Source organism: Rhizobiales bacterium NRL2, from assembly GCA_001664005.1.
Lineage (GTDB): Bacteria > Pseudomonadota > Alphaproteobacteria > Minwuiales > Minwuiaceae > Minwuia.
This window is the reverse complement of the sequence record CP016093.1, coordinates 183,485-206,363: the sequence shown is the minus strand read 5'-3', so window position 1 is coordinate 206,363 and position 22,879 is coordinate 183,485. Positions and strand designations below refer to the sequence as shown.

Genomic DNA, 22,879 nt, shown 5'->3' with positions numbered 1-22,879 from the left:
TTTGCGACCCTCCCCGATTCTTGCGATCGCCCTCGTCCTGTCGGCCATGACGGCCGCCGCCGCCACAGCCGCGCCCCTGCCCCCGGCCAACGAGGAACGGCGCGTGCAGAGCCGCGAGAGCGCCATGCTCTCCGCCGCCGACCGCCAGGCCTACCGCCGGGCTTTCGACGCGGCGCGGGACCGCGAATGGGATGCGCTCGACCGCATTCTCGGCGGCATCCGCGACGACCGTCTGTTTCCGGTGCTGCAATGGCTGCGCATCCGCCGCGAGGGCGTGGAGGACCGCGACGCGATCCGGGCCTTCCTGGACGCCCATCCCGAATTCCCCAGCCTGGACGCGGTGCGCGTCGAGCTGGAGCGGCTGGTGGCGCGGGAGGCGGGCGTCAGCGAGGCGCTGACCCACTTCGAACGGCACCCCCCGGTGACCGGCGAAGGCGTCGTGCGCCACGCCCTGCTGCTCGACGGGCAAGGCGCGCGCCTGCCGGCCATCCGCGTCGCGAAGCACGCCTGGCACGACCACGATCTGGACAAGTCGCTGGAAGCGGATCTTCTTGCCGCCTTCGGCGACGCCTTCACCACCGAGGACCACTGGAAGCGCCTCGACCGGCTGGTCTGGAACGGGCAGAGCAGCGCGGCGGGACGCATGGAGCCGCTGGTGCCCAGCGACTACTGGCTGCTGGCCGATGCGCGCCTGAGCCTGCGCTTCGCCCGCAGCCGCGCCGAAGCGGCCCATGACCGCGTACCACCGTCGCTGAAGGACAATCCGGGACTGGTCTACGAGCGGGTGCGCTATCTGCGCCGCCACGACCGCAACGCCGAAGCCCAGGACATCCTGTCGAAGGCCGGGCCGATGCCGGGGATCGACAGCCGCTGGTGGGTGGAGCGGCGCATCCAGATCCGCAATCTGATCCAGGATGGCGATTTCGAGAGCGCCTACCGCATCGCCCGCGATCACGGCATCGACGAGGGCATCAACTTCGCCCGCCTGGAGTTCGAGGCCGGCTGGCTGGCGCTGCGATTCGTCGGCCGGCCGGAAGCGGCGCTGGCGCATTTCCGCACCCTCTACGACGGCGTCGGCACGCCGATCAGCCGCGCCCGGGGGGCCTACTGGACGGCGATGGCCCATCACGAGCTGGGCAACGCGCGGGAGGCGCAGGAACTGCTGGAGCTGGCGGCGATCCATCCCAACACCTATTACGGCCAGCTTGCCGCGCTGCGCCTGGGCCGGGCGGATCTGGCGCTGCCGCCGCCGGAGCCGGTCGCGGAAGCGCGCGTCCGCGCCTTCGCCGAACGGCCGCTGGCGGTCATGGCGCGCCTGCTGATGGAGGTGGACCAGAACGCCCTGGCCCGCACCCTGCTGTCGCACGCCGTGGAGACCGCCGAAACGCCGAAGGACTACGCCGCTGCCGCGCGCTTTGCCGACGATACCGGCATGACCGACATGCAGGTCCTGCTCGGCAAGATCGGCCTCGCCGCGGGCGCCGACGTGATGCAGACGGCCTATCCGGTGCACGCGGCCCTGCGCGACAACCCCTTCGTCGATCCCGCCCTGGCCCACGCCATCGCCCGCCAGGAAAGCACCTTCAATGTCGAGGCGGTGAGTCCCGTCGGCGCGCGCGGGCTGATGCAGCTCATGCCCGACACCGCGCGCGAGAAGGCCGGCGACATCGCGCTCGCCTACACTCCCGCCCGGCTGACCCGCGACGCGGCCTACAACGTCGCCCTCGGCAGCAGCTATCTGAGGGAGCTGATCGACCGGTTCGACGGCTATCTGCCCATGGCCATCGCGGCCTACAACGCCGGCCCCAGCCGGGTGAATCAGTGGATCGAGGAGAACGGCGACCCCCGCAGCGGCGCGGTTCATCCCGTCGACTGGGTGGAGATGATCCCGTTCTACGAGACCCGCAACTACGTGCAGCGGGTGCTGGAGGGGCTGCAGGTCTACAGGGTGCGCCTCGCCCGGGGCCGATCGGCGCCCAACCGCCTCGACGAGGATCTCGGCCTCAGACCGGCGGCGGTCTGTCTCGCGGCTTCAGCCCGCGGCGCCTGCTGACAGCCGCGCCGCCGGTTCGGTCTCGGTGCGGAGCACCAGGTGGCCGGGGAAGAAGAGGCGCACCGTGGCGCCCGCGCCGCGGCGGCTCTCGATCTCGATGCGGCCGCCGTGCATGCGCATCAGGCTGTCGGCGATGCTGAGCCCCAGCCCCGTGCCGCCGCCCTGGGACTGGTACTGATTGCGCGCCTGATGGAAGGGCTGGAGGATTTCCCGCAGCTGGTCCGGCGAGATGCCGATGCCCTGGTCGGCGACCTCGACCAGGTATTCGCCGCCGGCGTCGCGGGCGCGCACCTCGATGACGCCGCCCGGATGGGAGAACTTGACGGCGTTCGACAGCAGGTTGAGCAGGATCTGGCGGATGGCCTGGGCGTCGGCGTTGAGCCGGACGTCCGGCTCCAGCCGCTGGCGCAGCTCCAGATCCTTGTCCTCCATCTGGAACTCGATCATGGGCGTGACCGCGGCCACGGCCTCGCCGAGATCCAGCGGCGCCAGCTCCAGTTCGCGCTTGCCGGCCTCGATCTTGGAGAAGTCCAGGACATCGTTGATCACCGCCAGCAGGTGCTTGCCGCTGGTGTTGATGTAGCCGGCGTATTCCTCGTTCTTGCCGGGATCGAACTTGAAGATCGTGATCATCTCCGAGAAGCCGATGATGGCGTTCAGCGGCGTGCGCAGTTCGTGGCTCATGTTGGCCAGGAACATCGACTTGGCGCGGTTCGCGGTCTCGGCTTCCTCGGCCAGCACCTCGGCCTTCTCCTTGGCCTCGGTCAGGCGCTGCTCGCGCTCGGTGACCGCGCCGACCATGTAGTCGAAGGCGCGCCCCATGTCGGCGATCTCGTCGCGGCCGTCGACGGGGATCGGCGCGCGCTCGCCCTCGACCCAGGCGAACATGGACGACTTCAGGTTCGACAGGCGCGCCAGCACGTCGTTGCGCACGAAGAACAGCAGGCCGCCGATCAGCAGCACGCTCAGCACCAGGGCGACCGTCAGGATCGCGGTGCTCTCGCGCTCCAGCTGCACGATGTCGGCGTTGCGCCGCTCGGTGTCGTCGCGGATGTGGAAGAACAGGTCGGACACGGCGCTGTTGAGCCGGTTGGACAGCAGCTTGTTGTTGGCCAGCAGGCCTTCCTGGCGGCGCTCCAGGACCACCAGCTCGCGCTGCAGACCGAAGGAGATGCGCGTCGCGGCGACCAGTCGGACGAAGGCCTCGTGGACCGACGCCACCTCTTCGGGCACGGGCGCCACGGAGGCGAAGTTGTCCATCCGCTCGGTGGCGATGCCGACATGGCGTTCGAACTCGTCCTCCAGCCTGCCGATCCGGACCGAGCTTTCCGCCGCCGGCAGGGCGAGCTGCGCGCCCAGAGCCCAGTCGACCTCGGTGAGCCAGCCGAAGGGCACGGCCAGGCGGCGCTCGCGCCCGGCGCTCTCCAGATCCTGCACCCGGGCGCGGAGCCGCAGCGCCCCGCGGGTATGTTCGGCGATGCTGTTCTCGATGACGATGCGGCGGGCGACGGAGTCATTCAGCCGCTGCAGGTTCTCGATCATGTCGGCGCGGCGGGATTCGACGGCCCTCACCAGTTCCCGATCGGCGGGCGAGCCGACGCCGACGCGCCGCTCGAAGGTCGACAGCGCCGCTTCGAGCGACCCCAGGTGGTCGGCCAGGCGGTGGTTGATGGCCTGGCGGACGAATTCCGAATCGACGCGCGCCAGCGACGGCGCGGTGGACGAGATGGCGCTGGTGATCGAGCCGAGGCGGGAGGCGGCGATGAGCTTCGGCATCGCTTCGCGCGCCACCGCCTCGTAGGAGCCCTGCATGCGGTCGAAGGTGAACAGCGCCGTGACGATCGCGCCGATCACCACCAGCGCGATCACGGCCAGCGCCGCGGAGAACTTGGTCGCGACGGAGCGTCCCCTCATCGTCCCGGACTCCGGGATCCGGGCCTATCTGACCGGCGGTGCGTAATGCAGCCCTCCCTCGGTCCACAGCGCGTTCAGGCCGCGGTCCATCTTCAGCGGCGAATTCTCGCCGACATGACGGTCGAAGATCTCGCCGTAATTGCCGACGGCGCGGATCGCCCGCACGGCCCAGTCATTGTCGACCCCCATGCCGGCGCCGATGGCGCCGTCGGCGCCCAGCAGGCGGCGTACCTCCGGGTCGTCGGATGCGCGCATCTCGTCCACGTTCGCGGCGGTCACGCCCATCTCCTCGGCGGCGATGGTGGCCAGCACCGTCCAGCGCACCAGGTCGAACCATTCCTGGTCGCCCCGGCGCACCGCCGGACCCAGCGGCTCCTTGGAGACGATCTCGGGGAACAGCACGAAGTTGCCGGGGTCGCTGGCGCGGTTGCGGAGCTGGGAGATCAGCACCACGCGGTCATAGGTGATGATCTCGCACTCGCGGGCGAAGAAGCTCTCATAGGTGCCGTCGATGGACTGGAACTCGATGACCTTGAGGCCGGGGTAATAGGTGCGGACCAGTTCGTTGACGTTCTTCAGGGTGGTGGTGCCGCCGCTGACGCAGACATTGGCCTGCTCGACCTCGGCCAGGTTGCGGGCGCCCAGGGAGCGGTGGGCCAGGAAGCTCTGGCCGTCATAGTAGATTGTCCCGGTGAAGCTGATCCCCAGCGCGGTGTCGCGGGTGATCGTCCAGGTGGTGTTGGCCATCAGCACGTCGAAGCCGTCGGCCGCCAGGGCCTCGAAGCGGATGACGTCGTTGACTTCGTAGAACTCCACCGCCTCCGGATCCTCCAGAGCGGCGGCGGCAAGGGCCCGGCAGTAGTCGATGAACATGCCCTGCCAGCGGCCGTTCTCGTCGATCGCCGAGAGGCCCTGGCCGCTGCGGGTGACGCCGCAGCGCACCACCCCGTCGGCCTTGACGCGGTCCAGCACCGCGCCGGCGCGGACCCCGGAACCGGGCGCGGCGGCCATGACGAGGCAGCCGGCGAGCGCGAGCGCAGCGGCGAAGCGGGCGATGGCGGAGGGTGCGGAAATCATTCGGGGCGCTCCGGTGGCCATTGTCTGAACGCGTTAACCATTATGCTATCGCCCCGATCCTTGCCGAAAGGTAAACGATGCCGGCGCTTCAGGTTGACGGCGGCAGAATAGGCGTCACTTTCAGCACCGCCCGGCGCGGTGTCCGGGCGCCGGAGAGGGGAGAGAGCCCGCCATGACGGTTTCGGTCGACGATATCCGCGCCGCTGCCGCGCGGCTGCGGGGCAGGGCCATCCGCACACCGCTGCTGGAATCGGCGCGCCTCAACGACCGCCTCGGCGGGCGGCTGCTGGTGAAGCCCGAATGCCTGCAGCGCACGGGCTCGTTCAAGTTCCGCGGCGCCTTCAACACGTTGAGCGCCATGGACCCGGCGGTGCGCGCGGGGGGCGTCATCGCCTATTCCTCGGGCAACCACGCCCAGGGCGTGGCGCTCTCGGCGAAACTGTTCGGCGCGCCGGCGACCATCATCATGCCCCATGACGCGCCGGAGCTGAAAAAGCGCAACACCGCCGAGTACGGGGCGGAGGTCGTGCTCTACGACCGCTATTCGGAGAACCGGGAGGCGCTGGGCGAGCGGCTGATGGCCGAGCGCGGCCTGACCCTGGTGAAGCCCTACGACCAGGAAAGCGTGATCGCCGGCCAGGGCACGGTGGGGCTGGAGATCGCCGAGCAATGCGCCGAGGCGGGCGTCGTGCCGGACTTCGCCCTCTGCCCGGCGGGCGGCGGCGGGCTGATCAGCGGGGTCTCCATCGCGCTGAAGGACGCTTTTCCCCGGATCGCCGTGCACCCCGCGGAGCCGGCGGATTTCGACGACTGGGGCCGCTCGCTGGCGGGCGGCGTCCGGGTTGCGGTGGACCCGTCGGCGCGCAGCATCTGCGACGCCATCCTGACGCCGACGCCGGGCGAGATCACCTTCGAGATCGGCCGGCGCACCCTCTCGGCGGGGGTCGGCGTCAGTGACGAGGAGGCGCTGGCGGCCATGCGCGACGCCTTCCTGGAGCTGAAGATCGTGGCCGAACCCGGCGGCGTGGTGGCGCTGGCGGCGCTGCTGTCGGGACGGGTGGAACTGGCCGGCCGCACCGCCGTCGTCGTGGTCTCCGGCGGCAATGTCGACCCGGCGCTGTTCCGCCGCGCCCTCGACATGACGGAGATGCCGTCGGCCGCGTGACGCGGCACGGTGCGTGCGCTAGGCTTTCCGGCGGGGAAGAGACCGGGGAGACGCGCCATGACCGCCTGTTCGTCCGTGCTGGATCTGATCGGCAACACGCCGATGGTCGAACTGAGAAATCTCGACGCCGGCCCCTGCCGGCTGTTCGCCAAGCTGGAAAGCCAGAATCCCGGCGGTTCGGTGAAGGACCGCATCGGCCTGTCGATGATCGAGGCCGCCGAGCGCGACGGCCGGCTGAAGCCCGGTGGCACGCTGATCGAGGCGACGGCGGGCAATACCGGCCTCGGCCTGGCGCTGGTCGCCGCGCTGAAGGGCTACCGCCTGATCCTGGTGATTCCCGACAAGATGAGTCTGGACAAGATCCAGCATCTCAAGGCCCTGGGGGTCGAGGTGCGGCTGACCCGCTCCGACGTCGGCAAGGGGCACCCGGAATATTACCAGGACATCGCTGAACGGCTGGAGCGCGAGATTCCCGGCGCCTTCTGGGTCGACCAGTTCTCCAATCCCGCCAATCCGGAGGCGCACTACCGCGGCACGGGCCCGGAGATCCTGGCGCAGATGGACGGCGACGTGGACGCGATCTTCTGCGGCGTCGGCTCCGGCGGCACCATCACCGGTATCGGCCGTTTCATGAAGGAGAACTCGCCGAAGACGGAGATGATCGTCGCCGATCCGGAGGGGTCGATCGTCGCCGAGGCGGCGAATACCGGAAATATCTCGACGGATGTCGGCTCCTGGCTGATCGAGGGGATCGGCGAGGACTTCATCCCGCCGAACTGCGATCTCTCGGTGATCGCCCGCGGGATCACGGTCTCCGACGCGGATTCCTTCGCGGCGCTGGGCGAACTGATCACGAAGGAAGGCATTCTGGGCGGCTCGTCGACGGGCACGCTGCTGGCCGCGGCGCTCAGCTACTGCCGGGAGCAGACCGAGGCGAAGCGCGTGGTGACGCTGGTCTGCGACACGGGCAACAAGTATCTCTCCAAGGCCTTCAACCGCGCCTGGCTGGTCGATCAGGGACTGATCCGCCGCCGCCGCCACGGCGATCTGCGCGACATGATCATCCGCCGTGCCGACGAGGGCGACGTGGTCACCATCAATCCCGGCGACACCCTGCTGACGGCCTATTCGCGCTTGCGCATGTTCGACGTCTCCCAGCTGCCCGTCATGGAGGGCGAGCGGATCACCGGCATCATCGACGAGAGCGACCTGTTGCTGGCCGTGCAGGGCCATGAGGAGAACTTCAAGAAGCCGGTGAGCGAGTTCATGGTCACGCGGCTGGAGACCATCCGCCCCGACGCCTCCGAGGCCGAGCTGATGCCGATCCTGCGCGCCGACAAGGTGGCGATCGTCGCCGACGAGGACACCTTCTATGGCCTCATCACCCGCGTCGACGTGATCAACCACATGCGCCAGGTCGCGGCCAACGCCGTCGAGGGGTGACGACCCGACCGGGTCCGGGCCGCAGAGGGGCCGGCGATCCGTGAGAACATCACCTCCCCCTGGGATCAGGGGGAGGTCGGCGCGGCACCCGCCGGGAGGGGGTCGCCGGACCTTCGCCATACTGACCGAGTCCTGAACGGGCCGCAGGCCCGATTCGGGACCCATGCCTGAGCAGATCCGGTCGCGCCTTTTCCGGCGGGAAGGCTCAGGCGTGGGTCCCGGGACGCGTGGATGCGCCGGTCCCGCCATGAATCAGGGGGAAGGAAAGCCGGTTCGATCTGGCGGGGAATTGCCCTATATAGCCCGGACCTTCGCAACGGGAGCCACGCGTGCTGGACCGCATTTTCAATTGGGCGGAGCGGAGCCAGGAAGTCTTTCCCCCTGAGCTGCCGTCGAAACCGCCCGCCGGTTTCTTCAGCTTCGTCTGGCATTACGCTAGGCCGTTCCGGCGCATGATCGCGCTGACGGCGCTGACCGCGGCGCTGGTCGGCATCGTCGAGGTCTGGCTGTTCTCCTTCATCGGCGATCTGGTGGACTGGCTGGCCGCCGCCGACCGGGAGACCTTCATGGAGACCCACTGGCCGGAACTGGTCGGCATGGGCTTTGTCATCATGGTGGTCTATCCGGCGGTGATGCTGCTGTCGGAGGTGATGTCGAACCAGGGCCTGCTGGGCAATTTCGCCATGCGCACGCGCTGGCAGGCGCACCGCTATCTGCTGCGCCAGTCCGTCGGCTTCTTCCAGGACGACTTCGCCGGCCGGGTGGCGACGAAGATGATGCAGACCTCGCTCGGCGTCCGCGATTCCGTGCTGAAGACCTGCGAGATCCTGCTCTATGTCGGCATCTACTTCATTTCGGCGGTGGTGCTGTTCGCCATGAGCGACTGGCGCCTGGCGGTGCCGCTGGTCGCCTGGCTGGCGGGCTATGTCGCCATTCTCTACTTCCTGGTGCCGCGCATGGCGCAGCTCGCCGCCGATCAGGCGGAGGCGCGGTCGATGGTCACCGGCCGCGTCGTCGACAGCTACACCAACATCCAGACGGTGAAGATGTTCGCCCATGCCGAACAGGAGGACGCTTACGCCCGCGAGGGGATGGAGACCTTCCTCGGCACGGTCTACCGCTCCATGCGGCTGGCGACGGTGCTGCTGTTCCTGATGACGATGCTGAACGCGGGGCTGTTCTTCGCCGTCGGCGGCCTTGCCATCTGGCTCTGGCAGGGCGGGATCGTCACACTGGGCGCGCTGGCCTTCACGACGGGGCTGGTGCTGCGCATCCACGGCATGGCCCACTGGATCCTGTGGGAAGTCTCCGGCCTGTTCGAGAATATCGGCGTGGTCCAGGACGGCATCGGCACCATCGCCCGCGACCGGGAGGTGGTCGACCGTCCCGGCGCCGCGCCGCTGGCGGTGACCGAGGGCCGCGTCGCCTTCCGCGACATCCGCTTCAACTACGGCAAGGCCCGGGGCGAATCCGACCGCGTTATCGAGCATCTGAATCTGGAGGTCCGGCCCGGCGAGAAAATCGGCATCGTCGGCCGCTCCGGCGCCGGCAAGTCGACGCTGGTCAGCCTGCTGCTGCGCTTCTACGACCTGGAGGCGGGCCGCATCGAGATCGACGGTCACGACATCGCCGGCGTCACCCAGGAGAGCCTGCGCGGCGCCATCGGCATGGTCACCCAGGACACCTCGCTGCTGCACCGCTCGGTGGCCGAGAACATCCGCTATGGCCGCCGCGACGCGAGCATGGCGGAGATCGTCGCCGCGGGGAAAAGGGCCGAGGCGCACGATTTCATCCTCGACCTGGAGGACATGAACGGCCGGCGCGGCTACGACGCCCATGTCGGCGAGCGCGGCGTCAAGCTTTCCGGTGGCCAGCGCCAGCGCATCGCCATCGCCCGGGTGCTGCTGAAGGACGCGCCGGTCCTGGTGCTGGACGAGGCCACGAGCGCGCTGGATTCGGAGGTCGAGGCGGCGATCCAGCAGAACCTCTACCGCCTGATGGAAGGCAAGACCGTCATCGCCATCGCCCACCGTCTCTCGACCATCGCGGCCATGGATCGCCTCATCGTCATGGACGGCGGCCGCATCGTCGAGGAGGGCGGGCACGAGGATCTCATCGCCCGGGGCGGGCTCTACGCCGACCTCTGGTCGCGCCAGTCCGGCGGCTTCCTGCTCGGCCAGGCGGCGGAGTAGGCGTACCGAAACCGGTCGGCGCGGCGCCATCGGGGATGACGACGACTGGATGGATGGGTCGATCCCCCGCCCCGTCCCCTCCCCCTTGGCCAAGGGGGAGGGTGGTTCTGCGTCAGCGGAACCGGGAGGGGGTGCCCTTTCGGCGTGAAAGACCCGATCGCGGCCAGAGCTCGCCGCTCCCCTCTGTCCTGCCCGCCGCCGGCAGCGCGCGGGCATCGGCCCGGAGCGTCAGGTCCGGAGCTCGGGCAGATCGCGGAACAGCTCAAGCGCCTCCGGGTTGGCGAGGGCGTCGCGGTTCTTCACCGGGCGGCCGTGGACCACGTTGCGCACCGCCAGCTCGACGATCTTGCCCGAAAGCGTGCGCGGAATGTCGGCGACCGCGACGATCTTCGCGGGCACATGCCGCGGCGTGGCGTTGCGCCGGATCTGATTGCGGATGCGGTCCTCCAGCGCCTCGTCCAGGCGCGCGCCGGCCGCCAGCCGCACGAACAGCACGATGCGCACGTCGTCCTGCCAGTCCTGTCCGATCACCAGCGCTTCCAGCACGTCGGGCAGGGCCTCCACCTGGCGGTAGATCTCGGCGGTGCCGATACGCACCCCGCCCGGATTGAGCGTGGCGTCGGAGCGGCCGTAGATCACCAGGCCGCGCCGCTCCGTCATCATCACCCAGTCGCCGTGACGCCAGACGTTCTCGTAGCGGTCGAAATAGGCCTCGTGATAGCGGCTGCCGTCCGGGTCGTTCCAGAAGCCCAGCGGCATCGACGGATGCGCGTTCATGCAGCAGAGTTCGCCCTGTTCGCCGGTCACCGGGCGGCCTTCCTCGTCCAGCACGCGGACGTCGAGGCCGAGCTGGGGCTTCTGGATCTCGCCGCGCCAGACCGGCTCGGTGGGCGCGCCGCCGACGAAGCAGCCCAGGATGTCGGTGCCGCCGGCGATCGAGGCGAGCTGCACGTCCGCCTTCCAGTCGCGGTAGACGTGGTCGAAGCCGGCCGGCGCGAGCGGCGAGCCGGTCGACAGGATCGTCTTCACCGCCGAGAGATCGTGGGTTTCCGCCGGCCGCACGCCCTCCTTGGCGCAGGCGTCGATGAACTTGGCCGAGGTGCCGAAGATCTCGCCCTTCTCCGCCTCGATGAAGTCGAAGACCGCGTTCGCATCCGGATGGAAGGGCGAACCGTCGTAGAGCAGTAGTGTCGCCTCGGAAGCGAGGCCGGAAACCAGCCAGTTCCACATCATCCAGCCGCAGGTGGTGAAGTAGAACAGCCGGTCGACGGGATGCACGTCGACCTGCAGGCGGTGCTCCTTCAGATGCTGCAGCAGGGTGCCGCCGGCGCCGTGGAGGATGCACTTGGGCAGACCCGTCGTGCCGGACGAGTACATGATGTAAAGCGGGTCGTTGAAGCCGGTCATCACGTACTCGATCTCGCCGGCCTCGTGTTCGGCGATGACGTCGTCCAGCAGCGCCGCGCGCCCCTCCAGCCCGGAAATGTCGGGACGATCGTTCAGCAGCGGCACGATCACTGCGCGCTCGATCTCCGGCAGCTCCGCCAGGATGCCGCCGACGCGTTCCAGGCTGTCGTGTTCCTTGCCGCCATAGACATAGCCGTCGGCGGCGAACAGCACCTTCGGGCCGATCTGGCCGAAGCGGTCCAGCACGCCGCGCACGCCGAAATCGGGGCTGCAGGAGGACCAGACGGCGCCGAGGCTGGCGGCGGCCAGCATCGCCGCGACCGTCTCCGGCATGTTGGGCATGAAGCCGGCGACGCGGTCGCCTTGGCGCACGCCCATGGCGTGCAGCGCGCGGTGCAGACGGCTGACCAGATCGTGCAGTTCGCGCCAGCTCATGCGCTCGGCGAAGCGGTCCTCGGCGCGGAAGATCAGCGCGGGCGCGTCGTCACGGCGGCGCAGCAGGTTCTGTGCGAAGTTGAGGCGCGCATCGGGAAAGAAGGCCGCGGCCTTGAGGTCGCCGCCGTCGACCAGCACCCGCTCGCCGCGCGTCTCGGCGATCACCTCGCAGAAGTCCCAGACCGCGGTCCAGAACGCTTCCGGCTCGGCCACCGACCAGTCGTGCAGCGCGTCGTAGCCGTCGCCCTCGCGCCCGGCGAACGCCCGGAACCGCGCCAGGTTGCTGCCGGCCACGCGTTCGGGGTCGGGCGTCCAGAGTCTCGTCGCCTCATCCATCATCGCATCGTCTCCCGACGGCGGAGTCTATGGCCTGTGCGCGGCGTGGCAAGAGCGGGACAGGGATGCGCGGATCGGCCTTGCGGTCCCGCGTCCTGCGCGGCGCGCAGGCATCGGCCCGGGGACGCGGGTCAGCCGAGTTTCAGGTCGATCAGCAGCGTCTCGGTGTAGAGGTGATCGACGCGCCAGTCGGGCAGCGCCGGATCGGCGCGGCGGACCATGCGGCGGTAGCGCAGCGGCTCGCGCGCCCCGCCCGTCGCGTGGCCGGCGAAGAACCGCTCGTCGGCCAGCAGCCGCGCCCGGGGCTCGTCGCCCAGGATGCGCGGGGCCGCGGCGTCGATCATCGCCGCCAGCTTCGCCGGATCGCCGGTGTAGATCAGGTCGTGGCAGAAGCCATGATCGCCCCGGTCCTGCTGCAGGAAGAAGGTCAGCACCTCGCCCGCATCGCCCGAAAGCAGGACGGGAAAGGCCTTCATGTCACGGTGGTCGAGAAGATAGCGCTGCTCCTCCGCCGGGACCCGCGGGCCGATCCGGTCGATCCCCTCGATCACTTCCACGTCGCCGGGCCGGCCGTCCGGCGTCCAGAGCCGGCGGTGGGTGTCCAGATCGCGGAAGCCGCAGGATTCGAGGATGCCGTGCACCCGCTTCGAGGGGTCGAAGACGGTGTAGGTGACGTCGGTCCGCGCCTCGTAGGTCCGCATCATCTTCAGGCCCAGGTCGTGGCCGCGCCAGTCGCGGTGGACGTAGAGCGAGGTGAAGCTGCCGAAGAGCCGCGGCGTGCCCTCGATGAACCGCGTCGAGTAGACATTACCGTGGAAGCCGACGATCTCTCCGCGGGCCTCGGCGACCATGCCGACATGGGGCTTCTCGCCGGCCCAGCCATAGTCCATCAGCCGGCGGAAGACCGCCGGCGGGACCTTCCGGTTCATATGCAGATGCAGCAGTTCCGCGACCTGGTCGATATCGGCGTCCGTGCCGGGCCGGAAGAGGGGTTCGGTCACTGGAAGAAGCTCCGGTCGTCCAGCCAGCGCGCCGCCGGGTGCGCCGCGACCAGCGCGAGCACGGCGTCGATCGCTTCCCATGCCGGCTCGTCGTTGATCCAGACATGGGTCAGCAGGCCCGTCGGCTCGTCCTCGACCTCGCCCCGGCGGCGCTGCGCCAGGTGATCGGCCAGCCGGTTCGCGGTCTTCTCCGCGCCGATGAAGCTGCGGCCCCGCTTCCAGGAGATGATGTCGACATGGCCGTTGACCTGCCGCAGGCCGGGCGCCGGGGTGGCGCGGGGACGCGGGGCGAAGGTCGACAGCACCTCGAAGCCCAGCTCCGGCAGATCGGCGTAGAGCTCCGGCGCGATGCGGTTCCATGGCGGGCCCAGCATGGGCCGGTCGCGCGCGCCGAACAGCTCGGCCATCCGCGCCCGGCCGCGGCGCAGTTCGTCCAGGATTTCGTCTTTCGGGCGGTGCAGGCCCAGTTCCCACTTGCCCTTCACCCCGGCCGGCGAATGATCCTCATGCGCCCAGCCATGCTGGAAGGGCACGGCCGTCGGGCAGGCGACGATGGCTGGACCGAGGGCGTCGACGGCGCGGGCCGGCACGGCGGCGATGAAACAGCCGGCTTCGTGGCGGGCCGACAGCTCCAGCATGCGCATGACGGGCGCGTCCGGGGCTTCGGCGTCGTCGTCGCGCCACCACAGCGTCGCCTCGCGGCCCGCCTCGCCCCAGCGGTCCAGTTCGGCCCTCAGCGCATCGAGTTCTTTCATCCGTTCCCGCCTTCGGTCTATCTATCCGTTCATGCAGAACACGCCCGATCTCACCGACGCCACGATCTACAACGAGTGGAGCGAGGACACCATCCGCTTCGGCGACATGGACGCGACCGGCCACGTCAACAACGTCGCCTTCGCACGCTATGTCGAATCCGGGCGGGTGCCCTTCATGCGTTCCGACCTCCTGCCCGATTATGACGACACGCAGCGTTTCATCGTCGGGCACCTGTCCATCCGTTTCCGCGCCCAGGCCTGGTGGCCCGGCAAGGTGCAGATCGGCACCGTGGTGGCGAAGCTGGGCCGCACCTCGCTGACGCTCGGCCACGGGCTGTTCGTGGAGGACCGGTGCATCGCCACGGCCGAGACGGTGATGGTCTACATCGTCGAGGGCAGGCCGAGCCCGCTGCCCGACAATGTCCGCGCCGATCTGGAGAAGCTGCTGGTCGCGTGAGGCCTGGCGGAGATCCCCGCCCCCCTTCTGTCATGCCCGCCGCCGGCAGGCGCGCGGGCATGACAGAAGGGGGGCGGAAAGACGCCGATGTCCGGCCTCGCTCGATCCCCGAGTGGCGCAGGCGCCATCGGGGATGACAACAGCCGGGCCCCTACTCGCCGACGCGGACCACGGTGTTGCGGATGCGGTGGTCGGCATGACGCAGGGTCGCCTGGCGCGCGGCGGGCCAGGCGCTCTCCGGCTTCAGCCAGTCGTCGCGGCCGACGGCGCGGCCGTCGCGGGCCGCATCCATCGCCGCCAGGCCGCTGGAGCAGATCCACCAGGGCGAGGCCCTGGAGGCGAAGAGGGCCTCGCTCTCCCGCGCGGTCTCGAGCGCCTCGACATAGAGCGCGCCCTGCTTGATCGCCGTGATCCGCGCCTCCTCGGTGACGGGGTGAAGCTCGATCAGGGTGGCGGCGATGTTGGGCCGCGCGCTCTCGTCGGCGCAGCGCAGGGCGTCATAGACCGTGCGCAGTTCGCCGAGCGCGAACCAGTAGAGCCCTTCGCGCGGCGCCTCCGCTGCCACCAGACGGCGGGCAATCTCCATCAGATAGGGTGCGGGCAACGTATCCGCGCTGGATTGGAGCGCACGCACCAAAGCGGCCTCGTCCAGGTCGGCGGCGCGGCTGAGACGGTGAACCCGGTCCAGTGTGGTGCGCCACGTGCCGATGCCGCGCACGTCGCGGACGGGCACGCCCACCACCTCGCGGACCGCGATGCGCGGCCAGCGGACGATCTCCAGGTCGGTTTCCGGCGCCGCGATGGCTTCCTCGACCGTCATGTCGGCGAAGGAGAAACGGGGCCTGTCCGCCGCCGCCTCCTGCGCCCAGGCGCCGGCGGCCGGTCCGATCAGCGCCAGTCCCGCGGCCAGGGCCGCCTTCCAGCTCCGCATCTTCTTCTCCTTCATCGCCGCCTACTGCGCCGCGGCCCGCAGGGCGCGGGCGATCTCGGCGTCGAGATGGTCCCGCGCCGCCTTGCGCGCCACCGGCCAGTCGGCGCGCGGCAGCAGCCAGTCGCCCTTCGCCAGGGTCCCGCCCCGCCGGGCCGCGTTCAGGGTGCGCTGACCGCTGGAGCAGATCCACCAGGGCGAGGCCGTGGTGTCGGTGATCGGGCCCTGGTCGCGGACCTGTTGCAGGATCCGGGCATAGAGCCGTTCGTTGTCGAAGGTCTCGACCCGGGCCTTCTCGCTCACGGGTTTGAGGTCGATCAGCGTCGCCTGGATATTGGCCTGCACGCTGGGATCGGTGCAGCGCGCGCCGGCATAGACCGTCCGCGCCTGGCCGAGGGCGTACCAGTAGAGACCCCGTTGCGGGTCCTCCTCGACGACGCGGCGCGCCAGCTCGAACAGATAGGGCGCGGGCAGTTCGGCGGCGCGGGCCTCGATGGCGCGCGCGACCTCGGCGTCGTCCAGCCGTTCCGCGCGGCTCAGACGGTGGACATGGTCCAGGGTGGTCCGCCAGGTTCCCGGTCCGCGCACGTCGACGACGCGGACGCCGACGCGTTCGCGCGCCATCAGCACCGGCTGCTTCGCGGCGTCGATCCCGCGCTCCGGCGCGGCGAGAATCTCGTCGATGCTGCGGCCGGCGAGCGGGGCGTTCCAGTCGACGGGCTCCAGCGGCGTTTCCGGCTGGCCGGCGCAAGCCTGAAGGGTCAGAAGGGCGAGGCCCGCAAGGGCCGGACGGACGGGGAAACCGATCAACGCTCTACTCCACTGCTGCACACGTCGCGACCAAGCCATGGCATGGCCCGCCGGCGCGGCGCAAACGGAAAACGGGCCCGCGCGTTTCCGCCGGGCCCGCCCGATACGACCGCGAAGGCCATAAGGATCAGATGTTGGACTCGATCCACGACTGGATCTGGGATTTCGGCACGGCGCCGACCTTGGTGGCCACGACCTCGCCGCCCTTGAACAGCATCAGCGTCGGGATACCGCGCACGCCGTACTTGGTCGGCGTCGAGGGATTCTCGTCGATGTTGATCTTGGCGATCTTCAGATCCTTCATCTCGCCGGCGATCTCGTCCAGCGCCGGCGCGATCTGCCGGCAGGGGCCGCACCATTCGGCCCAGTAGTCCACCACCACGGGGACGTCGGAGCCGAGCACGTCGGACTGGAAGCTGTCGTCGGTTACCTTGACCGTGGTCATCAGAATTCTCTCCGTTACGGGGGCGCCAAATGGGTCTCGGAATTCGTTCCGGCGCGAGGCCGAATCTAGGTAGCCGCCTGCGACAGGTCAAGCGAGGCCAGCGCATGGTCGAGCCGCTCCGCCGGCAACGCCATCAGCCGCGCCTCCACGGTCCAGACCAGGGCGCAGCGCACCTCGCGGTCCGGGTGGATCCGGCGCATGACGGCGCGGTAGAGCGCCATCTGCCTGAGATAGGCCAGCGGCACGCCGGCCACCTCCTGCGGCGGCGGGCGGTTGGTCTTGTAGTCCACGATCAGCACCGAATCGTTCGTGACGGCGAGGCGGTCGACCTGGCCGGAGACGACATGACCGCCGATCACCCCGGCGATGGCCGCCTCGGCGCGGCTGCCCGGCGCGAAGGCGGCCGCCATCTCCGGCGCGGCGATGACGCCCAGCGCCTCGGCCAGCAGGGCCGCGCGCTCGGCCGCCTCCAGGTCCGCGGCCCGCCGCGCCAGGATGGATGCGCCGGCATCTTCCCGCCGGCCGGGCGGCAGCTCGGGCAGCACCTGCAGCAGGTGGTGGACCAGCACGCCGCGGCGGCGGCCGGCCCCGCCGGTCCGCTGCAGCGGGCTCAGCGCCGCCGGTTCGGCGTCCGGTTCCTCGCCGGGCTGCCGTGAAGGCGCCAGCGGCCGGGGCGGGGCGGGTTCGGCCGGCGCCGGCGCCGTCGCCCAGGCCGGCAGGTCTTCGGTCTCGTCCGCGGCCCCTGCATCGTCGGTCAGCGCCGGCGCGCCGCGGCCATGGCGCAGCACGCCGTCGGCGTCCGTCTCCCCGATTTCCGCCAGCGCGCCCTCGACCGCGCGGTACCAGCTTGCATCGTCGGGAAGGGCGCGTTCCGAATTGTAGAAGCCGCAGACATAGAGCCGCTCCTCCGCCCGCGTCATGGCGACATAGAGCAGGCGGTTGTATTCGGCCAGGCCGCGCTCCTGCTCCCGCTCGGCCTGCTGGGCGATGCGGTCGGGCAGTTCGGCGGCGCGGCCCCGCATGACGGGAATGTCCTCGTCCCCGCCCGGCCCGGGCAGGGCGATCAGCGGTGACTTGCCCGAGCGCGGGGCGCGCGTCGTGTCCGGCAGGATCACCACCGGCGCTTCCAGCCCCTTGGCCCCGTGGACGGTCATGATGCGGACCGCGCCGCCGCCGCGCTCCATGTCGCGCCTGATCTCCGCCGACTGGCCGGCGCGGAGGCGGTGCAGGAAGCCCTGCAGCGAGGGCGGATGGCGGCGCTCGTCGTCCAGCGCGGCGTTGAGGAATTCGTCCAGCGGGTCGAGCTGGTCCGTACCCAGCCGCGCCAGCAGCCGCCGCCGCGCCCCGCCCGCGCCCAGCAGCTCGGCGAAGAAGGCGAAGGGCGTCGACTGGTCGGCCCGGGCCAGCAGATCGCGCAGTTCGGCAGCGGCTTCGGCCCATCGCGGCCGCTCGTCCGCGCGCTGGCGCAGCACGCGCCAGAGCCGTTCGTGCTTCTCCCGGCCATGGGCGAGTTGGAACAGGTCGTCGTCGTCGAAGCCGTAGAGCGGCGATTTCAGCACCGTGGCGAGCGTGAGGTCGTCTTCCGGCAGCAGCAGGAAGTCGCCCAGCGCCATCAGGTCCATCACCGCGATCTGTTCGGTCAGCACCATCCGGTCTGCCCCGGCGACGGGCACGCGCAGGCGCTTCAGCTCGCGGGCGATCTCGGCCACCGTGGCGTCGCGGCGCCGCACCAGGATCAGCACGTCGCCGGGCGTGATCGCGCGCAGCGGCCGGTCCGGGTCGCCGGCCTCGCCGATCGTCTCCCGGTCGCGGATCATGGCCGCGATCCGCTCGGCGATGCGGACGGCCAGCCGCCGCCTGGGGCTGTCGGGGCGCTCGGTATCCATCGGCGCGTCCCAGCGGTTCTGTTCCTCGCTCTCGCCGGGCGCCTCCAGCGGCCAGAGCTCCACCAGTCCCTGCGCGCCAGCGCGCCGGGCGATATGGGCGCTTGCCGCGCCGCCTGCGGTCAGCCCCGCACCCGCCGGGCCGGCGAAGGTGCGGTCGACGGCCGTGAGGATCTCGGGCGCGGAGCGGAAGGAGACGTCGAGGGACACATCCTCGAAGCTTTCCCGGGCGTCCAGCGCGCGCTCGCGGAAATGGCCGCGCATGCGGTCGAAGCCTTCCGGGTCGGCGCCCTGGAAGCTGTAGATCGACTGCTTCTCGTCGCCCACCGCGAAGACCGTGCGGACGACATCCGCCCGCGCGCCCTCGCCGGCGAAGAATTCCGCGCTCAGCAGCTCGGCGATGCGCCACTGGTCGGGGCTGGTGTCCTGGGCTTCGTCGATCAGGATGTGGTCCAGCCCCTCGTCCAGCTTGAAGTGCACCCAGGCGGCCTGGGAGCGCAGCAGGCCCAGCGTGCGGCGGATCAGGTCGTCATAGTCGACCAGCGCCAGGCGCTGCTTCTCCGCGGCGTAGTCCGCCAGCAGCGCGCCGGCGAGGCGCAGCAGGTCGGCGGTGCGGTCGGCGCAGGCGGCCGCTGCGCAGCGGTCGGTGAGCTCCATGATCCGCCCCAGCTCGGCCTCCATCACCGCCAGCGCGCCGGGATCGGCCTTCGCCACGGCCGCCGGGATCAGGGTCTTCCGCGGCTCCCCCTTCTGGGTCAGGAAGACGCCGCGATAGTCCGCCAGCAGGGCCTGCCGCGCGTCGTCGTCGGAGGCGAGCCAGGCCTCGATCAGATCGGCGTTCGCCGCCGCCTTCTTGCCCCCGTCCCGGCGCAGGCCGGCCAGCACCCGGCGCAGACCGAGCTCGTCCCAGGCCCCGAAGGCGCAGCCTGCGGCGGTCACCGCCGCCTCATCCTCGTCGGGGCGCAGGCCGAAGCGCGACCGGATCTCGGCGACGACGCCGTCGACCCCGCCATGACGGGCGATCGCCGCCTCGATGGCCCGCCGGGCGTTCAGCGCCGCGCGCAGCAGTTCGTCGAAGGCGCCGTCGGCCATGCGGTCGATCAGCCGCTCCAGCGCCGCGTCCACCTCCCTGTCCGTCGACCGCCCGGCCAGGATCGTGTGCTTCAGCCGCTCCAGCAGTTCATGCGCCTCCGCCTCGTCCATCAGGCGGAACTCCGGGCTCAGGCCCGCCTCCAGCGGAAAGCGGCCGAGCACCGACTGGGCGAAGGCGTGGATGGTCTGCACCTTCAGGCCGCCCGGGGTCTCCAGCGCGCGGGCGAACAGCCGCCGCGCCAGGTCCAGGGGCTGGCGCGCCGCGCCCGCCTCACCCAGCAATTCGGTCAGCTTCGCCGTCAGCACATCGTCGGGCAGCGCGGCCCATTCGCCCAGGCGCCGGAACAGGCGGTTCGACATCTCGGCGGCGGCGGCGTTGGTGAAGGTGATCGACAGGATGCGGTTGGGCGGCGCGTCCTGTTCCAGCATCAGGCGGATGACCCGGTCGGTCAGAACCCGGGTCTTGCCCGAGCCCGCGTTGGCGCTGACCCAGGCCGAGGCGTCGGGCCGGGCAGCCTTGCGCTGGGCGGCGATGGTGCGGGCGAGGGGGTCGGCGGCTGCGGTCATGGCTCCTCCTCCCCGCCGGCGACGGACCATTCGGCGACGCGGGCCAGGTGGTCGTAGTCGCTGCCCAGCCCCTGGAACTGAACCCGGGGCCGCGAGAGATAGGGCCGGGCCGGATCGTCATAGGCGGAAAGCAGCCGGGCCACGCCTTCGGCCGTCTCCGCCATCAGCGGCTCCAGGTCCAGCGGAACCCGCTTCCACGCGCCGCCCTCCTGCGCGCCGTGGACGCGGATGTGGACCAGCTCGGCCGGGGCGGCGGGCACCTCGGCGGAAAAGCCGCCGCGCGCCAGGATGACCGCGGTCAGCGGCAGCTGGACGGCGAATCCGGCCTCGATCTGCTTCTTCGTCGGCGGGTTGCCGGTCTTGTAGTCGACGATGACGACGCCACCGTCGCCGGTGACGTCCAGTCGGTCGGCCTTGGCGGTAAGGCGGAAATCCTCGAGTCCCGGCAGGCCGTCGACCGCGCCGCGGATCTCGGCGAAGCGCCGCGTCACCCGCTCGCTGCGCCGGCCCTCCTCCGCCAGCAGCCAGGTCGCGGCGTTTTCGAAGCGCCGCCACCACAGCCGCCGCCATGAGGGCGGCAGCCCGGCCTCGTCGAAGACTTGCTCGCCGATGCGCGCCAGCACCGGCCAGAGACCGGGACTCCAGTCGCCGTCGTGACGCTTCGCCAGGCGTTCGAAGGCGTCGTGGATCAGGTTGCCCTTCAGCATCGCGCCCGGCGTCTCGTCGATCGGGTCGAGCGCGCGCAGTCCCAGGATGCGGCGTGCGAAGATGGCGTAGGGGTCCCGGATCAGGGTTTCCACCGCCGTTACGGGCAGTTCCCGGGGCCGCGCTGCGACGGGGGGTACGGGCCGGGGTGCGGCCACGGGCTGCGGGTCGCCCGCCTGGTCCAGCAGGCGCGCCCAGGCCACCGGCCGTGACTCCGGCTCCAGGTCCAGCGAAGCGCCGGCCGCCACGCTCTTCAGCCGCAGCAGCCAGCGCGAGGGTACGGTGGGCGAGCCGCCGGCGCGCGCGGCGCGGGTCAGCACCACCTCCGGCCCGGCGGCGAGCTGCAGGAAGTCGTGCGCCTGCAGGCCCGTCCGCCGCTCCGGCGCGGGCAGGCCGAAGGCGGCGCGCATGGGCCGGCTCATCCACGGGTCGACTTCGGCCGTGGCCGGCCAGACGCCCTCGTTCAGTCCGCCCAGCACCACCAGATCGAAGACCTGCAGCCGCGCCTCCAGGGGGCCCAGGATCTGTACCCGCGGATGGCCGCCGAAGCGGGGCCGGACGGTGACCCCGCCGATCAGCCGGTCGAACAGTTCCGGCCAGTCGCCGGGGCCGGCGGGGGGCGCGGCGGCTGCGCTGTCGGCCAGATCGGCGATCGCCTGCGCCGCCGCTTCCCCGTCCTCGCCGCGCCAGAGCCGGGAAGCTCCTTCCCCGGTGTCCGTCGCGGCCAGCCATTCGCAGAAGCGGACATGGCCTTCCAGCCGGCGCTGGAAATTGTCGCCGGCCTCCAGGAAGGGCCGGGCGGCTTCGGCGGCCTCTTCCAGCCAGGTGGCGTGGCGCTCCGCCCCCTTCACCGCCGGCGCCCGGGCGGCGAGGCCGGGCAGGTCGTCATACTGGCGGATGCCGCGCAGCATGACGCGCTCCAACGCGCGCACGTCCCGGCGGAAGGCCGCCGGTTCGCGCCCCCCGGCGGCCAGCGGATGCTTCAGCAGAGCCAGCAGGTCCGCCGGGGCCGCGCCCTCGGCCAGCACCGTGGCGGCGAGCTGCAGGAAGCCGCCGGCCCGGGTGTGGCGCAGCGGCGCGCCGGCGGAATCATCGACGCGGATGCCGAAACGGGTGAGCTCGGCCGCGACGCGCCGGCCCAGCACGCGGTCCGGGGTGACCAGCGCCGCCGTGCGCCCCGGCGTCTCCAGCGCCTCCCGGAGTTTCAGGGCGACGGCCGTGGCTTCGGCGCGGGGATCCGGCGCCTCGACCAGCGTCAGGCCGTCCAGCGCGTCCGCCGGCAGGGTGTCCAGATCCCGCCAGCGGTCCGTGGTCGCCGCCGGCCGCAGCGCCTCGCGCAGCAGCGTCAGACGCGGCGAAGGCGCGTCCCCGCCCAGCACCTGCACGTCGCCGGGGCTCGCCCGCAGGGTCTGAAGCAGGCTCAGCATGCCGTGCTGGGGATGGCCCGGTTCGTCCAGCGCGGCCTCCCGGTCGCGCGGCTCCATCGTTGTCTCCAGCGCCGGCAGGACGACATGGCCCGCGGGCAGGGCCAGCGCCGCCGCCATCAACTCGGCGGTGCCCGGCACGCTGCCGGTCGAGCCGGCGATGTAGACCGGATGGGCCGGCTTCTCCCGCCGCCAGCGCGCCGCCAGCAGCGCCATCAGGCGGTCGCGGCGCAGGGCGGGGTCGATCTCGCCCCGCTCGTCCAGCACCGCCGGCCAGAATTCGGTGACGATGCGCAGGAAATCGAGCGTCTGCCGCCAGTGCTCCTGGAAGCGCTCGGGCGCCAGGCCGGCGAGGCCGGCGAAGTCCAGCCGCTCGGTCTGGGTCTCGTCCATCAGCCGGCCCAGGGCGTCGGCCAGCCCCAGCGCCTCGGCCGGCCCGGCGGCGCGGCCGGGCATGCGGGCCACCAGCCGCGACAGCAGCAGCCGCCGCGCGGTCGGCGCGATGGCCGGCGGCAATTCGCTTTCGTCGCGCGGGTCGAGGATCAGCAGGGGCGGCTCGTCTTCCGTCAGGTCGCCCAGCGGCCGGATCAGAGGCAGCATCAGCGCCTCGCCGCCGCCCACGCGCAGGAAGGCCTCCCTGAGCGAGCGCACCGCGCGGCGGGTCGGCAGGAAGACCTGGGCGTCCGCCAGCAGGCCGTCGCCGCCGGCGCCATGGGCGGCCAGCATGTGGCGGGCGAGGATGTCCACGAAGGGCAGCCCGGCCGGTACGGTCAGCAGCCCGGTCATGATT

Annotated in this window: 15 protein-coding genes; 5 read left to right on the top strand and 10 right to left on the bottom strand. The window is 71.0% G+C overall.

The window, feature by feature from the left end:
- Positions 1 to 46: 46 nt before the first annotated feature.
- Positions 47 to 2,053, top strand: a complete 2,007-nt coding sequence (locus tag TEF_00880; GenBank protein ANK79502.1) for a hypothetical protein — start codon at positions 47 to 49, stop codon at positions 2,051 to 2,053.
- Here TEF_00880 and TEF_00875 read toward each other — a convergent pair.
- Both TEF_00875 and TEF_00870 read right to left on the bottom strand, forming a co-directional pair.
- Positions 2,033 to 3,967 (bottom strand): hypothetical protein, encoded by a 1,935-nt coding sequence (locus tag TEF_00875; protein ANK79501.1) that lies wholly within the window; start codon positions 3,965 to 3,967, stop codon positions 2,033 to 2,035. The genes TEF_00880 and TEF_00875 overlap by 21 nt on opposite strands.
- A gap of 24 nt (positions 3,968 to 3,991) precedes the next feature.
- Positions 3,992 to 5,044 (bottom strand): hypothetical protein, encoded by a 1,053-nt coding sequence (locus TEF_00870; GenBank protein ID ANK79500.1) that lies wholly within the window; start codon positions 5,042 to 5,044, stop codon positions 3,992 to 3,994.
- Between the two features lie 172 nt (positions 5,045 to 5,216).
- Here TEF_00870 and TEF_00865 point away from each other — a divergent pair, with 172 nt between their 5' ends.
- The 3 genes from TEF_00865 to TEF_00855 all read left to right on the top strand — a co-directional run bounded on the left by TEF_00865 (position 5,217) and on the right by TEF_00855 (position 9,844).
- Positions 5,217 to 6,209, top strand: coding sequence for a pyridoxal-5'-phosphate-dependent protein (locus tag TEF_00865; GenBank protein ID ANK79499.1), 993 nt, complete (start codon positions 5,217 to 5,219; stop codon positions 6,207 to 6,209).
- 57 nt (positions 6,210 to 6,266) lie between these two features.
- A complete protein-coding gene (locus tag TEF_00860; protein ANK79498.1) occupies positions 6,267 to 7,652 on the top strand; it encodes a cystathionine beta-synthase in 1,386 nt (461 codons plus the stop codon).
- 341 nt (positions 7,653 to 7,993) lie between these two features.
- Positions 7,994 to 9,844, top strand: coding sequence for a multidrug ABC transporter ATP-binding protein (locus TEF_00855; GenBank protein ANK83196.1), 1,851 nt, complete (start codon positions 7,994 to 7,996; stop codon positions 9,842 to 9,844).
- A 228-nt stretch (positions 9,845 to 10,072) separates the two neighbouring features.
- Here TEF_00855 and TEF_00850 read toward each other — a convergent pair whose 3' ends face one another.
- The 3 genes from TEF_00850 to TEF_00840 form a co-directional block, all read right to left on the bottom strand.
- Positions 10,073 to 12,022, bottom strand: coding sequence for an acetoacetate-CoA ligase (locus tag TEF_00850; protein ID ANK83195.1), 1,950 nt, complete (start codon positions 12,020 to 12,022; stop codon positions 10,073 to 10,075).
- A 131-nt stretch (positions 12,023 to 12,153) separates the two neighbouring features.
- The gene (locus tag TEF_00845) at positions 12,154 to 13,023 is read right to left on the bottom strand and encodes a hypothetical protein (GenBank protein ANK79497.1); all 870 of its coding nucleotides are present in this window, start codon (positions 13,021 to 13,023) and stop codon (positions 12,154 to 12,156) included.
- Positions 13,020 to 13,778, bottom strand: a complete 759-nt coding sequence (locus TEF_00840; protein ID ANK79496.1) for a hypothetical protein — start codon at positions 13,776 to 13,778, stop codon at positions 13,020 to 13,022. Before TEF_00840 ends, TEF_00845 begins: the two co-directional genes overlap by 4 nt.
- A gap of 31 nt (positions 13,779 to 13,809) precedes the next feature.
- Between TEF_00840 and TEF_00835 the strand changes: the two genes are divergently transcribed.
- Entirely contained in the window at positions 13,810 to 14,235 is a 426-nt protein-coding gene (locus tag TEF_00835; GenBank protein ANK79495.1) for a hypothetical protein, read from the top strand.
- Positions 14,236 to 14,386: 151 nt separating this feature from the next.
- On the opposite strand, the gene TEF_00830 is transcribed toward TEF_00835, so the two are convergent.
- The 5 genes from TEF_00830 to TEF_00810 form a co-directional block, all read right to left on the bottom strand.
- Positions 14,387 to 15,181, bottom strand: coding sequence for a hypothetical protein (locus TEF_00830; protein ID ANK79494.1), 795 nt, complete (start codon positions 15,179 to 15,181; stop codon positions 14,387 to 14,389).
- Positions 15,182 to 15,187: 6 nt separating this feature from the next.
- The gene (locus TEF_00825) at positions 15,188 to 15,973 is read right to left on the bottom strand and encodes a hypothetical protein (protein ANK79493.1); all 786 of its coding nucleotides are present in this window, start codon (positions 15,971 to 15,973) and stop codon (positions 15,188 to 15,190) included.
- Positions 15,974 to 16,100: 127 nt separating this feature from the next.
- Positions 16,101 to 16,418: a thioredoxin gene (locus tag TEF_00820; protein ID ANK79492.1), complete on the bottom strand. Its 318-nt coding sequence runs from the start codon at positions 16,416 to 16,418 to the stop codon at positions 16,101 to 16,103.
- A gap of 65 nt (positions 16,419 to 16,483) precedes the next feature.
- On the bottom strand, positions 16,484 to 19,960 hold the full coding sequence (locus TEF_00815; GenBank protein ID ANK79491.1) for a double-strand break repair helicase AddA: 3,477 nt from the start codon (positions 19,958 to 19,960) through the stop codon (positions 16,484 to 16,486).
- Positions 19,957 to 22,875: a double-strand break repair protein AddB gene (locus tag TEF_00810; protein ID ANK79490.1), complete on the bottom strand. Its 2,919-nt coding sequence runs from the start codon at positions 22,873 to 22,875 to the stop codon at positions 19,957 to 19,959. The genes TEF_00815 and TEF_00810 overlap by 4 nt, the downstream gene beginning before the upstream one ends.
- Positions 22,876 to 22,879 lie beyond the last annotated feature (4 nt).

Coding starts and splice junctions, on each gene's coding strand:
- TEF_00880 (ANK79502.1), top strand. CDS start 47: ATGACGGCCGCCGCCGCCACAGCCGCGCCCCTGCCCCCGGCCAACGAG.
- TEF_00875 (ANK79501.1), bottom strand. CDS start 3,967: ATGAGGGGACGCTCCGTCGCGACCAAGTTCTCCGCGGCGCTGGCCGTG.
- TEF_00850 (ANK83195.1), bottom strand. CDS start 12,022: ATGGATGAGGCGACGAGACTCTGGACGCCCGACCCCGAACGCGTGGCC.
- TEF_00810 (ANK79490.1), bottom strand. CDS start 22,875: ATGACCGGGCTGCTGACCGTACCGGCCGGGCTGCCCTTCGTGGACATC.
- TEF_00870 (ANK79500.1), bottom strand. CDS start 5,044: ATGATTTCCGCACCCTCCGCCATCGCCCGCTTCGCCGCTGCGCTCGCG.
- TEF_00840 (ANK79496.1), bottom strand. CDS start 13,778: ATGAAAGAACTCGATGCGCTGAGGGCCGAACTGGACCGCTGGGGCGAG.
- TEF_00860 (ANK79498.1), top strand. CDS start 6,267: ATGACCGCCTGTTCGTCCGTGCTGGATCTGATCGGCAACACGCCGATG.
- TEF_00830 (ANK79494.1), bottom strand. CDS start 15,181: ATGAAGGAGAAGAAGATGCGGAGCTGGAAGGCGGCCCTGGCCGCGGGA.
- TEF_00820 (ANK79492.1), bottom strand. CDS start 16,418: ATGACCACGGTCAAGGTAACCGACGACAGCTTCCAGTCCGACGTGCTC.
- TEF_00815 (ANK79491.1), bottom strand. CDS start 19,960: ATGACCGCAGCCGCCGACCCCCTCGCCCGCACCATCGCCGCCCAGCGC.
- TEF_00835 (ANK79495.1), top strand. CDS start 13,810: ATGCAGAACACGCCCGATCTCACCGACGCCACGATCTACAACGAGTGG.
- TEF_00865 (ANK79499.1), top strand. CDS start 5,217: ATGACGGTTTCGGTCGACGATATCCGCGCCGCTGCCGCGCGGCTGCGG.